The following is a 14097-nucleotide window of genomic DNA, read 5'->3' as shown; positions in this document are numbered from 1 at the left end:
CCAAGAGGAGAGCGCCGCCGTGGACAGCCAGACCCGCATCGCCCGCACCATCGCCACCGAAATTCAGGCCAGCCCGCAGCAGGTGGCCGCCGCGGTGCAGCTTCTGGATGGCGGCGCCACGGTGCCCTTCGTGGCGCGCTACCGCAAGGAAGTGACCGGCGGGCTGGATGACACCCAGCTGCGCACCCTGTCAGAGCGGCTTGGCTATCTGCGCGAGCTGGAAACCCGGCGCAAGGCGATCCGCGAGTCGATCCGCGAACAGGGCAAGCTGACCGACGCGCTGGACCGCGCCATCGAGGGGGCGGAAACCAAGGCCACGCTCGAAGACATCTACCTGCCCTACAAGCCCAAGCGCCGCACCCGCGCCATGATCGCCCGCGAAAACGGGCTGGAGCCGCTGCTGCGCGCCATCCTGTCCAGCCGCGGCACCGATCCGGCGGCGCTGGCGCAGGGCTATCTGGGCGAAAACGTCCCCGGCGTGAAAGAGGCGCTGGAGGGCGCGCGCGACATCCTTGGCGAGGAACTGAGCGAAAACGCCGCCCTTCTGGGCAACCTGCGCGAGTTCATGCGCGCCGAGGCGGTGATCTCTGCCCGCGTGGTGACCGGCAAGGAAGCCGAGGGCGCCAAATTCTCGGATTACTTCGACCATCGCGAAAAATGGTCCGCGATCCCGTCGCACCGGGCGCTGGCGATCCTGCGCGCCTCGAAGGAAGAGATCGTGACGGTGGAAATCGCGCCCGATCCCGACACCGCCACCCGGCGCGGCGAGGATCTGGTGGCCGCCGCCATCGGCATCCGCGGCGACGGCCCCGGCGACCGCTGGCTGCGCGGCGTGGCGGACTGGTGCTGGCGGGTCAAGCTGAGCCTGACCATGTATGTGGATCTGATGACCGACCTGCGCCGCCGCGCCCATGACGAGGCGATCGCGGTCTTTGCCCGCAACCTGCGCGACCTGCTGCTGGCCGCGCCCGCAGGGGCCAAGGCGACGCTGGGGCTTGATCCCGGCATCCGCACCGGCTGCAAGGTCGCGGTGGTGGATGCCACCGGCAAGGTGCTGGAGACCGCCACCATCTATCCCTTCCAGCCGAAAAACGACATTCGCGGCGCCACGGCCACGCTGTTGGATCTGATCAAGCGCCACGGGATCGAACTGATCGCCATCGGCAACGGCACCGCCAGCCGCGAAAGCGAACGGCTGGTGACCGATGTGCTGGGCCTGCTGCCTGCGGGGGTGAAAAAGCCGGTGAAGGTCATCGTCTCCGAAGCGGGGGCGTCGGTCTATTCCGCGTCGGAACTGGCGGCAAAGGAATTTCCCGATCTGGATGTCAGCCTGCGCGGGGCCGTGTCCATCGCGCGCCGGTTGCAGGATCCGCTGGCGGAACTGGTGAAAATCACCCCGCAGAGCATCGGGGTCGGCCAGTATCAGCACGATGTCGACCAGCGCCGTCTGGCGCAGGCGCTGGAAGCGGTGGTGGAGGATGCGGTGAACGGCGTCGGCGTCGATCTCAACACCGCCTCGGCCCCGCTGCTGGCGCATGTGGCGGGGCTGGGCCCGTCGCTGGCGCAGGCCATCGTCAGCCATCGCGACCAGAACGGCGCCTTCCGCGCGCGCAAGGCGCTGCTGAAGGTCACCGGGCTTGGCCCCAAGGCGTTCGAGCAATGCGCGGGTTTCCTGCGCATCCGCGACGGCGAAGAGCCGCTGGATGCCTCCTCGGTCCATCCCGAGGCCTATGGCGTGGCGCGGCGCATCGTGAAGGCCTGTGGCCGCGACATCCGCCAGATCATGGGCGACGGGCAGGCGCTGAAGGGCCTGCGCGCCGAGGAATTTGTCGATGACCGTTTCGGCCTGCCCACGGTGCGCGACATCCTGTCGGAACTGGAAAAGCCGGGCCGCGATCCGCGCCCGGATTTTGTCACCGCAAGCTTTGCCGAGGGCGTGGACAGCATCACCGACCTGCGCCCCGGCATGCTGCTGGAAGGCACGGTGACCAATGTCGCGGCCTTTGGCGCCTTTGTGGATATCGGCGTGCATCAGGACGGGCTGGTGCATGTCAGCCAGCTGGCCGACCGGTTCGTGAAAGACCCGCACGAGGTGGTGAAAGCGGGCGATGTGGTCAAGGTCCGGGTGACCGAGGTGGACGTGCCGCGCAAGCGCATCGGCCTGACCATGCGCAAGGATGGCGGCGGCGAAAAGCCCGCGCCGCGCGGCAAGGACAGCCCCCGCCCGCAGGGCAAGACCCCGCGCGGCCCGATGCAGGCCGCCCCCAAAGGCGCAGGTGCCGGTCAGGGCGCGCTGGGGGCAGCGCTTCTGGATGCGATGAAGCGCAAGCCCTGAGAGCGGCACGGGGGGCAGGCTGCCCTGCCCCCTGCCCCCGCCGTCAGGCCTGCACGAAGGCCAGCAGATCGGGGTTGATCACCTCGGGATGCGTGGCGAACAGACCATGCGACAGGCCGGGATAGACCTTGAGCGTGCCGTTCCGCAGCAGCGTGATGGCCTTGTGCGCGGAATTGGCGATCGGCACGATCTGGTCGTCTTCGCCATGGATCACCAGCACGGGGATGGTCAGCGCCTTCAGATCCTCGGTGAAATCGGTCTCTGAAAAGGCCTTGATGCAGTCGTAATGCGCCTTGGCGCCCCCTGCCATGCCCTGCCGCCACCAGTTCTGGATCAGGCCCTGATGCACCGTGGCCCCCTCGCGGTTGAAGCCGTAGAACGGCCCCGACGGGATATCGAGGAAGAACTGCGCCCGGTTGGCCGCCAGTGCCGCCCGGAAGCCGTCGAACACCTCCAGCGGGATGCCGTCGGGGTTGCTGTCGGTGCGGGCCATCACCGGGGGCACCGCGCCGATCAGCACGGCCTTGGCGATGCGGCCCGGTTCGGCACGGGCGGCATAGCGCGCCACCTCGCCCCCGCCGGTGGAATGGCCGATATGGATCGCATCCCGCAGATCCAGCGCGCGGGCCAGATCGATGACATCCTGCGCGTAGGTGTCCATGTCATTGCCGGTGTCGGTCTGGTCGGACCGGCCATGGCCGCGGCGGTCATGGGCGATGACGCGGTAGCCGCGGTCCAGAAAATACAGCATCTGCGCGTCCCAGTCATCCGCCGACAGCGGCCAGCCGTGGTGGAACACCAGCGCCTGCGCGTCGCGCGGGCCCCAGTCCTTGTAAAACAGCGTGGTGCCGTCGCGGGTTTCAAACGTTGCCATGGGGAAATCTCCTGTGGTCTGTGCAAAGGTGGTGCGGGTCATCAGCAGAAGGGCAGCCGTGGCGGCCCCGGTGGATCTCAGTGTGCGGCGGGTCAGGCCTTGATCAGCGTCGGTCCTTTCCGGTTCGACTGGATCACCCTACCCAAGGCGGGGCAGCAAAGGACGTGGCGGAAATGACAAATACCGTGGCAAAACAGACAAGACCCTCGGACCCCGGACCTGCCGCCGAAATCGGTCTGCTGATCTACCCGGACTGCCAGCTTGCGGCGATCTACGGGCTGACCGACCTGTTCCGCATCGCGGGCGAATGGTCGGGCGCGCCCGCCCGGCACATCCGCGTCACCCACTGGCAGGCGACGGGCGACAGCGTCACCTGCATCTGGGACAGCCATCCCGGCGCCCCGCACCGGCTGAGCCATGCCATCACGCCGCCCAGCCTGATCCAGCCCGACCGCATGGCGCCGCAGCCCATCGCCGCGCGCTGGTTGTCCGCGCGCCATGCCGAAGGTGCCACGCTGTGTTCGGTCTGCGCGGGCGCGTTCGTGCTGGCGGAAACCGGGCTGATCGACGGGCGGCGCGCCACCACGCACTGGGCCTTTGCCCGCCAGCTTGCCGAACGCTTCCCCAAGGTGCAGCTTGCCGACAGCATGATGGTGGTGGACGAGGGCGACATCCTGACGGCGGGCGGGATCCTCGCCTGGGCCGATCTGGGGCTGACGCTGGTGGGGCGGCTTCTGGGGCCGGCCACGATGCTGGCCACCGCGCGGTTCCTGCTGATCGAGCCGCCCCGCCACAGTCAGCGGCCTTTTGCCCAGTTCATCCCGCGCTTCGATCATGGCGACGACCCGATCCGGCAGGTGCAGCATCAGATCCACGCCGAAGCCGCCACGCTGGAGGGGGTGGCCGATCTGGCCGGGCGCGCGGGCATGACCAGCCGCACCTTCCTGCGCCGGTTCCGCGCCGCGACCGGCATGACCCCGGTGGAATATCTGCAGCAGGTGCGCATCGCCAAGGCGCGGGAGGCGCTGGAGCGGACGCTGCTGCCGGTGGACCGCATCGCATGGGATGTGGGCTATTCCGACGCGGCCACCTTTCGCAAGCTGTTCCAGAAGCTGGCGGGCCTGCCCCCCGCCGCCTATCGCCAGCAGTTCGGCATCGCCCCCGAGGAGCGCGCGCCCCCTCCTGCCAAGGGCTGAGACGGCGCTGCCGAGGGCGGGTCAGCGGCGCCTGATCCTGCCCCCGGCGGGCTTGGTCAGGCGCGCATCTGGCGGGCCAGCGCGGCCCAGCGGGCGGTGCGCGCGCCCTGATGCCGCGCCGCCTGCAGCACCGGTTCGGGCAGCGCCGCGCCGCGCGGGTCGGTGAAGCTGGTGCCATAGGGGTTGCCCCCGGCGGCATGGATCGAAGGATCGGTATAGCCCGGCGGCACAAGGATCGCGCCCCAGTGATAGAACACGGTCTGCAGCGCCAGCAGGGTGGCTTCCTGCCCGCCATGGGCATTGCCCGCCCCGCCAAAGGCGCTGGCCACCTTGTCGGTCAGGTGGCCCGCCATCCACAGCCCGCCGCAGCTGTCGATGAACTGCTTGATCTGCGCGGCGGGCAGGCCAAAGCGGGTGGGCGTGCCGATGACAAAGCCATCGGCCCATTCCATGTCGGCATGGGTGATTTCCGGCACGTCGCGGGTCGCCTCCAGATGGGCGCGCCATGCGGGCATGCTGTCGATCGCGGCCTCGGGGGCCAGTTCGGCGGCGCGGCGCAGCCGCACCTCGGCGCCGGTGCTGGCAGCCCCCGCCGCAACCGCCTCGGCCATGGCATGAGTGCCGCCGGTGCTGCTGTAGTAAAGGACGGTCAGACGGGTCTGGACAGAGCTGGTCATCGGTTGTTTCCCTTGCTTGATGGCCGGACCCTAGCCCCGCGCGGGATCTGTCAGTAGCCGGTCATTTCCCGTTTCACTGTTCCCCCAGGTGGACAATCGCGATGCCAAAACTGCCCAGCCTCGATGATCTCGCCCATTTCCAGAAGGTGATGGACAAGGGCTCCTTCGCCGCCGCCGCGCGCGAACTGGGCCTGCCGAAAAGCACCCTGAGCAAAAGCATCGCCCGGCTGGAAACCGATCTGGGCGTGCGGCTGATCGAACGGACGACCCGCAGCCTGCGCCCCACCGAGATCGGGCGCATCGTCAGCGCCCATAGCCGCGACATGGTCGAGGCGTTTCAGGCCGCCCGGCTTGCCGCCGCCGCCGTGATCGAGGGGCCATCGGGGCGGCTGCGGGTCAGCTGTCCGCAGGGCCTGCTGGAAAACCTTGTGGACGAGGTCATCCTGACCTTCCTGAAGACCTATCCCAAGGTGGAGGTGGAGCTGCTGGTGCAGGGCCGCCCGGTCGACCTGATCACCGACAATGTGGACATCGCCCTGCGCGCCCGCACCCAGATGGAGGCGGGCGCCTCTTTCGTGACGCGGCGGCTTGGCCTGTCGCGCGGCATCCTTGTCGCCGCCCCCGCCCTGCTGCGCGCGGCCCCGGATCTGCGTGACCTGCGCGACATCGCGGAGCTTCCGGCGCTGGTCCTGCCCGGAGAGGAAGGCGACTGGCGCATGGTGGACCAGACCGGCGCCGTCTCGACCGTGCGCGTGGCGCCCCGGCTGGTCACCAGCAACATGGAAACGCTGCGCCGCGCGGCGGTCCGGGGGCTGGGCGTGGCGCAGCTGCCCGAACATTTCTGCGCGCGAGAGATCGCGGCGGGGGAACTGGAGCGGATCCTGCCGGATCTGACCACCCATGTCGGCACGATCTACGCCGTCTATTCGCGTGAAACCGCCCGCGCCCCGGCGCTGCGGGCCTTCATCGATCATCTGGTGCTGGAGTTTCAGACCCTGTCCAGCCCGGCCTGACCGGCGCGACGGCAGCAGTCGAGGTTCATTGAACCAAAGAGAAGCCCCCCTGACCCAGACGCAGCAGCGAGGAAAGACTGGTGATCCCGGCAGGACTTGAACCTGCAACCTGCCCCTTAGGAGGGGGCTGCTCTATCCAGTTGAGCCACGGGACCACGCGCCGTTCCATAGCGCGATGCGGCGGGCTTGTCATCCCGGAAGCGACGCTGCGGCCCTGCCCGGCGGGGGGCGCGGGGAAATCGCCGCGGGCTGCGGCAAGACCTTGTGCGCGCGGGGGAAACGGATAACATCCCCGGTAATTTCCGCATCAAGGAGGCCCCGCCGTGGCAGACGATGATCCGCGCCCGCTGACGCTCAGAGACGTGTCGGAAGCCTCTGGCGTGTCGGAAATGACGGTCAGCCGGGTGCTGCGCAACCGCGGCGACGTGTCGGAATCGACCCGCGCCCGTGTGCTGGAGGCGGCCAAGACGCTGGGCTATGTGCCCAACAAGATCGCCGGGGCGCTGGCCAGCCAGCGCGTCAATCTGGTGGCGGTCATCATCCCTTCCATGCGCAACATGGTCTTCCCCGAGGTGATGGCCGGGATTTCGGCGGTGCTGGAACAGACCGACCTGCAGCCGGTGGTGGGTGTCACCGACTACCTGCCCGAAAAAGAAGAGCGCGTCCTTTACGAGATGCTGTCATGGCGGCCCTCTGGCGTGATCATCGCGGGGCTGGAACATACCGAAGCGGCCAAGGCCATGATGAAAGCCTCCGGCATTCCGGTGGTGGAGATCATGGACATCGACGGCACGCCGGTGGACTGCGCCGTGGGCATTTCGCACCGCCGCGCCGGGCGCGAGATGGCGCGGGCGATCCTGCGCGCGGGCTATCAGAAGATCGGCTTTCTGGGCACCAAGATGCCGCTGGACCACCGCGCCCGCAAACGGTTCGAAGGCTTCACTGAAGCGCTGGCCAAAAGCGGCGTCGAGGTGGTGGATCAGGAATTCTATTCCGGCGGCTCCGCGCTGAAAAAGGGCCGCGAGATGACGCAGGCGCTGCTGGAGCGCGAGCCGGAGATTGATTTCCTTTATTACTCCAACGACATGATCGGCGCGGGCGGGCTTCTGTACCTGCTGGAGCAGGGCCGCGACATTCCCGGTTCCATCGGGCTTGCCGGGTTCAACGGCGTGGAACTGCTGGAGGGGCTGCCCCGCCGTCTGGCCACGATGGACGCCCACCGCGAGGAGATCGGGCGCAAGGCCGCAGAGATCATCGCCGCACGCACGGAAAACCCGGCGGCGGAGTTCGAGCGGATCGTCGAGCTGACCCCCAAGATCACCTATGGCGACACGCTGCGCCGCTAGCCGTCAGAGCAGCGGGCGCATGTCCGGCAGCGAGGCATCGCCCAGCGCCATATCGGCCAGCGTGTCCACATCGGGGATGCGCAGCCTGCCCTCCCCCCACGAGGCAAGCTGCCGTTCGCGCAGCCGCGCCAGCGTCTTGTTGGTGTGGACCAGCGACAGGCCCAGCGCATCGGCCATGTCCTGCTGCCGGTAGGGCAGCGGCACCTCGCCCTCCTTGCCGGTGTCGAGCGCGCGCAGCCGCTGGTAGACTTTCAGCAGCGCCCAGGCGACGCGCTGCGTGCCGTTGCGCTGACCCAGCGTGGCCACCGTCTCGCCCAGAAAATGCTCCTCCGCGGCGGTGATCCACGTCACGTCATAGGCCAGAGAGGGCTGGTTGCGGAACAGCGTCCACAGATCATCACGTTTGAAGACACAGAGCCGCATCGCGGTGGTGGCTTCCACCGAATACTTCATCTCGCCCAGCAGCCCCGCATGCAGCCCGACCAGATCGCCGGGAAACAGGAAGTTGATGACCTGCCGCCGCCCGTTCTCGAGTGTCTTGTAACGTAAGCCCATGCCGTCGAGCACGGTATAGAATTGCGGCGCGGTCGAGCCCTCGATAAGAATATGAGTGCCGGGATCTACTGTCAGTTCCCCTGATTTGAAGCGCGTCAGGAAGTCTATCTGCTCCTCCTCGAAAGGCCGGAAGAAAGACTTCCGGCGCAACGGGCAGGTTTCACAGGAAATTGGTGTCATGGGGTAAAAACCGTGTCGCGTCTATGTCGTAGTTTAATGCAGCTTCTTTTGAATGGTTCCATGATGCAGCCTCAGGATCCGGAGAAATTGCCATGACCGCGGAACAGGCCCTGTCGCCTGCAAGAACCTATCTCGTGCTGCTGAAGGACAGCTTCGTGGCCGAAGATGTGGTGCGTGCCATCGCCGCAGAAGTGGGGGCGGAGGGCGTGCTGACCGCCAGCAGCGCCGAGACGGCGCTGGCGCTGCTGCACGACCACGGCCCGGTCGAGGTGGCGCTGGTGCAGATGGGTCCGGAGGAGCTGCGCACTTCGGCGCTGGGTCAGGCGCTGATCCTCGCGGGAACCCGAATCGCCCTCACCGGCTCTGCCGCCGAAGAAAGCCGCGCGGCAGAGTTCGAGGTTCTGCACCGCCCCTTCACCGACCGCGACCTGTGGTCCAGCCTGATCCGCGCCAGCGCAGGCTAGGGCCGGTTTTCTGTCATATCCCTGTCACCCGCCGCGGCTATGTCTCGCCGCGTCCATAAGTGCTGACGCCGTGCCGGACCGATCATCCCCATCCGGCCCCCCAAGGCGACTGACAGGTGATTTAAGAACGAAGGGGTGACGCCATGCGTCACCCCGTTTTTCTGCCTACCATTGCTGCGCCTTCAGACGCCGCTGGCGGGGATGCTGCCGCGGGGCACCGGGCGCGGCGCCGTCAGATCCTTCCACGACGACAGCGCCCGGTTGACCGGCCCCGCAGGCGGGCGGCTGACGAAGCGGCCCTGCCCCTCATGCGATGTCAGGGCGCCCTCGGTCACCACCACCCTGCCGCGCGACAGCACGAAGCGCGGCAGCCCGCAGACCTCCATGCCTTCGAAGACGTTGTAATCGATGGCCGACTGCTGGTCCGCGGCAGAGATCACGCGGCGCCGCGCCGGATCCAGCACCACGATATCCGCATCCGCCCCTTCCATGATCGCGCCCTTGCGCGGATAGAGGTTGAGGATCTTGGCGATATTGGTCGAGGTGACGGCGACAAATTCCTCGGGCGTCAGCCGCCCCGTCGCCACCCCCGCCGTCCACAGCATCGGCAGCCGGTCCTGCAGCCCGCCGGTGCCATTCGGGATCTTGGTGAAATCGCCAAGCCCGGTGCGTTTCTGCGCGGTGGTAAAGGCGCAGTGATCGGTCGCCACGCAGGACAGCGACCCCGCCGCCAGCCCCGCCCACAGGCTGTCCTGATGCGCCTTGTTGCGGAAAGGCGGCGACATCACCCGCCGCGCGGCATGATCCCAGTCGGGATGGGCATAGGCGCTGTCATCCAGCACCAGATGCTGGATCAGCGGCTCGCCCCAGACGCGCTTGCCCTGCTGGCGGGCGCGGCGGATGGCCTCATGCGCCTCCTCGCAGCTGACATGCACCACATAGAGCGGCACCCCCGCCATGTCGGCGATCATGATGGCGCGGTTGGTGGCCTCGCCCTCCACTTGCGGCGGGCGGGAATAGGCATGTGCCTCTGGGCCGGTATTGCCCGCCGCCATCAGGCTGCGCTGCAGCTCCGCCACCACATCGCCGTTTTCGGCATGAACCAGCGGAATCGCCCCCAGCTCGGCGCAGCGGCGGAACGAGGCGAACATCTCCTCGTCATTCACCATCAGCGCGCCCTTGTAGGCCATGAAATGCTTGAAGCTGGTGATGCCACGCTCGCGCACCACCGTCTCCATCTCGGAAAACACCTGTTCCGACCACCATGTGACCGCCATGTGGAAGGAATAGTCGCAATGCGCGCGGGCCGCCTTGTTGTCCCACATCCTCAGCGCGTCCAGCAGCCCCTGCCCCGGCGCGGGCAGCGCAAAATCCACCACCATCGTGGTGCCCCCCGCCAGCGCGGCGCGGGTGCCGCTGTCGAAGTCATCCGCCGAATAGGTGCCCATGAAGGGCATCTCCAGATGGGTATGCGGATCAATCCCGCCCGGCATCACATAGCAGCCGCTGGCATCCAGCACGCTGTCGCCCGCCAGATCGGGCCCGATGCGGAGGATCCGCCCGTCCTCGATCAGCACATCCGCTGCGCGGCTCAGATCGGCGGTGACCACGGTGCCGCCCTTGATGACTGTGGACATGTCCTGCTCCCTGTCGCGGACCAGCCCCTTCTTCTTGGTCCAAATATCCCGGGGAGTCCGCGGCCCCCGGCCGCGGACGGGGCAGAGCCCCTGTCAGCGCAGAAGTTCCGCTGTCTCCAGCACGGCGTGGAACAGAACCTCCGTCCCCGCCGCCGCCCAGTCCTTGCTGATCTCCTCCGCCTCGTTATGGCTCAGCCCGTCGACGCAGGGACACATGATCATCGTGGCGGGCGCCACCTTCGCCGCCCAGCAGGCATCGTGCCCGGCCCCCGACACCACATCCATATGGCTGTATCCCAGTCGTTCGGCGGCACCACGCACGCTGCGCACCAGATCCGGCGCAAAGGTGACCGGATCAAAATGCCCCACCACCTCCACCGCGCAGCCCACGCCCAGCTCGGCACAGATCGCGGGCGCGCGCGCCTCCACCTCGGCGCGGAGCGCATCCAGCTTCGCCTGATCGGGAGACCGCAGATCGACGGTGAAGACCACCGATCCGGGCAGAACGTTGCGCGAATTCGGCAGGAACCGCGCCTGCCCCACGCCGCCCATGGCATCGGGCTGCGCGGCCATCGCCACCTCCTGCACCATCTCGATGATCCGCGCCATGGCGAGCCCGGCATTGATCCGCATCGCCATCGGGGTGGACCCGGTATGCGCGGCGCGTCCCGTCAGGGTGAATTCCAGCCACCACAGGCCCTGACAATGGGTGACCACGCCGATCTGCCGGCCCTCCGCCTCCAGAATGGGGCCCTGTTCGATATGCAGTTCGTAATAGGCGTGCATCCGGCGCGCGCCCACCTCCTCGGTGCCCTTCCAGCCGATCCGCGCCAGTTCCTCGCCATAGGTCCTGCCCTCGGGATCGGTGCGGCCATAGGCGTAATCCAGCGTGTGCACCCCGGCAAAGACGCCGGAGGCCAGCATGGCGGGCGCAAAGCGCGCGCCCTCCTCATTGGACCAGTTGGTGACCACGATGGGATGCCGGGTGCGGATGCCAAGATCGTTCATGCTGCGCACCACCTCCAGCGCGCCCAGCACCCCCAGCACCCCGTCATATTTGCCGCCCGTCGGCTGGGTGTCGAGATGCGAGCCCATATAGACCGGCAGCGCCTCCGGATCCTCGCCCGCGCGGGTAGCGAACATCGTGCCCATGGCATCCAGACCCATGGTCATCCCCGCCGCCTCGCACCAGCGTTGGAACAGCGCGCGGCCTTCGGCATCGGCATCGGTCAGGGTCTGGCGGTTGTTGCCCCCCGCAACTCCGGGGCCGATCCGGGCCATCTCCATCAGGCTGTCCCACAGCCGGTCGCCATTGATGCGCAGGTTTTCTCCCGCTGCCGCCATTCTGCCCTCCATTCCGCCCGTCCCGGCGCGCAGCCTGCACAGACGCGGCGATTTTTTACCGTTTGGTCAAGCCACGATTGCAATCCGCCCCAAGCCTGTCAAGAAAACCCCAACGGGGCAGGGTCCGGCAGTGTCCCGCAGCGCCCGCAAAAGCAGCAGAGGAACCCCATGGAGGCGACACCGGCCAAAAAGACCAGCCGCATCCAGACCAGAAACCGCCGCCGCATCCTTGAGGCGGCGCTGGAGGTGTTTTCGCAGCAGGGGTTCCGCGGCGCGACTCTGGACCAGATCGCCGATGCCGCAGGCATGTCAAAGCCCAACCTGCTCTATTATTACGAGAGCAAAGAAGCCATCCACGTGCAGCTGCTGAATGCGCTGATGGAAAAATGGCTCGCGCCGCTCGACCATCTCGATCCGGCAGGTGAGCCGCTCGACGAGATTCTGGGCTATGTCCGCCGCAAGATGGAGATGAGCCGCCGCTTCCCGCGGGAAAGCCGTCTCTTTGCCAATGAGATCCTGCAAGGCGCCCCCCGGATGCACCCCCATCTGCAGCACAGGCTGAAGCCGCTTTTTGACACCAAATGCGCCCTGCTGCGGCGCTGGATGGACGAAGGCCGTCTGGCAGAGGCCGATCCGGCGCAGGTTCTGATCTCGATCTGGGCGCTGACCCAGCACTATGCGGATTTTGACACGCAGGTCCGGATTCTGGTCCCCGACGAATCCGCCGGATGGCGCGCGGCGCAGGACCATGTGCTGACGGTCGTTCGGAAGCTGCTGACCCCGGCACCTCCCGCTCCTGCGGCGTCAACTCTGCGTTAATCAGAATGCCGCAGAGTGCGGATATGGACCCGCATCTCTCCCCTTCGCCAGACGTGATCCCGAACCGGTGCTGGCAGGCACGGATTTTCGGCGCGAAGTCCGTACAGACGGGCGGCGTGGTCCGGCGCAAGATCCGCGATGTTCACCGCGAGATCGGACGTGACGCCCTGATCGCCGAGGTTAAGGCGCGCGGATTTCATCTTCTGGAATGCGGCGATCAGTATGTGATCATCTGCAATTCCGGCCAGCTGCGCGTGGTGTGTTGAGCGAGAAAATTCGTCCGAATTTTCTCGCGACTCCCGGTGCACGATTTCGAGATTTTTCGTCGAAAAATCTCGAACCTCACTCCGCAGCCTGCTGGGCCATCGGATTGTTGGGATGCCTCGTCCAGTCCGCCCGATCCGCTGACACCTGCAGCCCGGTGCGGGGATCAACCGCCCCTGCGGGCAGCCGCACCATGGTGATGCAGCTTTCGACCGGGCAGACATTGACGCACAGGTTGCAGGCGACGCAGTCCTCGTCCTTGACCTCGAAAACCCGGCCCGGCAGCATCGCGATGGCCTGATGCGAGGTATCCTCGCAGGCGGCGTAGCAGCGTCCGCAGCTGATGCAGAGATCCGGGTCGATCCGCGCCTTGGACACCGCGTTCAGGTTGAGATGCTGCCAGTCGCTGACATTGGGCACGGCCCGCCCGATCAGATCGCCAAGCCCGATCTCCTTGCTGTCGAGATATTCCGACAGCCCTCGCGTCATCTCCTGCACCACCTTGAACCCATAGGTCATGGCCGCCGTGCAGACCTGCACATTGCCCGCCCCCAGCGCCAGAAATTCCGCCGCATCCCGCCATGTGGTGACGCCCCCGATGCCCGAGATCGGCAGGCCCCGCGTTTCGGAGGACCGCGCGATTTCGGCCACCATGTTGAGCGCGATGGGTTTGACCGCCGGTCCGCACAGCCCGCCATGCGCGCCCTTGCCGTCGATGGTGGGCTCGGGCGCGAACAGATCCAGATCCACGGCGGTGATCGAGTTGACGGTGTTGATGAGGCTCACCGCATCGGCCCCGCCGCGTTTCGCCGCCGCTGCGGGTTTGCGGATGTCGGTGATGTTCGGCGTCAGCTTCACGATGCAGGGCATGCGGCTGGCCTGTTTCACCCAGCGTGTCACCATCTCGATATAGTCGGGCACCTGCCCCACGGCAGAGCCCATCCCGCGCTCGCTCATGCCATGCGGGCAGCCGAAATTCAGCTCCACCCCGTCCGCCCCCGTCTCCTCGACCAGAGGCAGGATCGCCTTCCAGGCCTCTTCGGTGCAGGGCACCATCAGCGACACCACCAGCGCCCGGTCCGGCCAGTCGCGCTTCACCGCCTTGATCTCGCGCAGGTTCACCTCCAGCGGGCGGTCGGTGATCAGTTCGATGTTGTTGAGCCCCAGCAGCCGCCGGTCCGCGCCCCAGATCGCCCCGTAGCGGGGACCGTTGACGTTGACCACCGGCGGGCCCGCTTCGCCCAGCGTTTTCCACACCACCCCGCCCCAGCCTGCCTCATAGGCGCGGCGGACATTGTATTCCTTGTCGGTGGGCGGCGCCGAGGCCAGCCAGAACGGGTTCGGCGAGGAGATGCCCACGAAGTCACAGGAAAGATCAGCCATATCGCGTGCT

At 67.1% G+C, this 14097-nt stretch carries 13 protein-coding genes and 1 tRNA gene; 7 read left to right on the top strand and 7 right to left on the bottom strand.

Annotated elements, in window-relative coordinates; translation table 11 throughout:
- The first annotated feature begins 19 nt into the window (after positions 1-19).
- Positions 20-2335: a Tex family protein gene (locus VK682_RS05140; RefSeq protein WP_230796023.1), complete on the top strand. Its 2316-nt coding sequence runs from the start codon at positions 20-22 to the stop codon at positions 2333-2335.
- A 43-nt stretch (positions 2336-2378) separates the two neighbouring features.
- On the opposite strand, the gene VK682_RS05135 is transcribed toward VK682_RS05140, so the two are convergent.
- Positions 2379-3209 (bottom strand): alpha/beta fold hydrolase, encoded by an 831-nt coding sequence (locus VK682_RS05135; RefSeq protein WP_230796024.1) that lies wholly within the window; start codon positions 3207-3209, stop codon positions 2379-2381.
- Positions 3210-3382: 173 nt separating this feature from the next.
- On the opposite strand from VK682_RS05135, the gene VK682_RS05130 reads away from it, so the two are divergent.
- Entirely contained in the window at positions 3383-4405 is a 1023-nt protein-coding gene (locus VK682_RS05130) for a GlxA family transcriptional regulator (protein ID WP_230796025.1), read from the top strand.
- A gap of 56 nt (positions 4406-4461) precedes the next feature.
- On the opposite strand, the gene wrbA is transcribed toward VK682_RS05130, so the two are convergent.
- The gene (gene wrbA, locus VK682_RS05125) at positions 4462-5082 is read right to left on the bottom strand and encodes an NAD(P)H:quinone oxidoreductase (protein WP_230796026.1); all 621 of its coding nucleotides are present in this window, start codon (positions 5080-5082) and stop codon (positions 4462-4464) included.
- A 101-nt stretch (positions 5083-5183) separates the two neighbouring features.
- Here wrbA and VK682_RS05120 point away from each other — a divergent pair, with 101 nt between their 5' ends.
- Positions 5184-6095, top strand: coding sequence for a LysR family transcriptional regulator (locus VK682_RS05120; protein WP_230796028.1), 912 nt, complete (start codon positions 5184-5186; stop codon positions 6093-6095).
- A 78-nt stretch (positions 6096-6173) separates the two neighbouring features.
- On the opposite strand, the gene VK682_RS05115 is transcribed toward VK682_RS05120, so the two are convergent.
- A tRNA-Arg gene (locus VK682_RS05115) sits at positions 6174-6250 on the bottom strand.
- Positions 6251-6418: 168 nt separating this feature from the next.
- Here VK682_RS05115 and VK682_RS05110 point away from each other — a divergent pair.
- A complete protein-coding gene (locus VK682_RS05110) occupies positions 6419-7441 on the top strand; it encodes a LacI family DNA-binding transcriptional regulator (RefSeq protein ID WP_089843830.1) in 1023 nt (340 codons plus the stop codon).
- A 3-nt stretch (positions 7442-7444) separates the two neighbouring features.
- On the opposite strand, the gene VK682_RS05105 is transcribed toward VK682_RS05110, so the two are convergent.
- Positions 7445-8176 (bottom strand): Crp/Fnr family transcriptional regulator, encoded by a 732-nt coding sequence (locus tag VK682_RS05105; RefSeq protein ID WP_324781532.1) that lies wholly within the window; start codon positions 8174-8176, stop codon positions 7445-7447.
- Positions 8177-8268: 92 nt separating this feature from the next.
- Between VK682_RS05105 and VK682_RS05100 the strand changes: the two genes are divergently transcribed.
- A complete protein-coding gene (locus VK682_RS05100; RefSeq protein WP_230796030.1) occupies positions 8269-8640 on the top strand; it encodes a hypothetical protein in 372 nt (123 codons plus the stop codon).
- Positions 8641-8822: 182 nt separating this feature from the next.
- Here the strand turns inward: VK682_RS05100 and hydA are convergent, their stop codons facing one another.
- Both hydA and VK682_RS05090 read right to left on the bottom strand, forming a co-directional pair.
- Positions 8823-10277 (bottom strand): dihydropyrimidinase, encoded by a 1455-nt coding sequence (gene hydA / locus VK682_RS05095; RefSeq protein WP_324781531.1) that lies wholly within the window; start codon positions 10275-10277, stop codon positions 8823-8825.
- A gap of 93 nt (positions 10278-10370) precedes the next feature.
- Complete coding sequence (locus tag VK682_RS05090) at positions 10371-11621, bottom strand: Zn-dependent hydrolase (RefSeq protein WP_230796032.1); 1251 nt, start codon at positions 11619-11621, stop codon at positions 10371-10373.
- Between the two features lie 168 nt (positions 11622-11789).
- Between VK682_RS05090 and VK682_RS05085 the strand changes: the two genes are divergently transcribed.
- Together VK682_RS05085 and VK682_RS05080 are read left to right on the top strand one after the other, a co-directional pair.
- Complete coding sequence (locus VK682_RS05085) at positions 11790-12440, top strand: TetR family transcriptional regulator C-terminal domain-containing protein (RefSeq protein WP_230796033.1); 651 nt, start codon at positions 11790-11792, stop codon at positions 12438-12440.
- A 23-nt stretch (positions 12441-12463) separates the two neighbouring features.
- Positions 12464-12706 (top strand): hypothetical protein, encoded by a 243-nt coding sequence (locus tag VK682_RS05080; protein ID WP_089843852.1) that lies wholly within the window; start codon positions 12464-12466, stop codon positions 12704-12706.
- 76 nt (positions 12707-12782) lie between these two features.
- Here the strand turns inward: VK682_RS05080 and preA are convergent, their stop codons facing one another.
- On the bottom strand, positions 12783-14087 hold the full coding sequence (preA, locus tag VK682_RS05075) for an NAD-dependent dihydropyrimidine dehydrogenase subunit PreA (protein WP_230796035.1): 1305 nt from the start codon (positions 14085-14087) through the stop codon (positions 12783-12785).
- Positions 14088-14097 lie beyond the last annotated feature (10 nt).

Source organism: Salipiger marinus (assembly GCF_035481585.1).
Lineage (GTDB): Bacteria > Pseudomonadota > Alphaproteobacteria > Rhodobacterales > Rhodobacteraceae > Salipiger > Salipiger marinus.
This window is presented reverse-complemented; position numbering and strand designations above follow the sequence as displayed.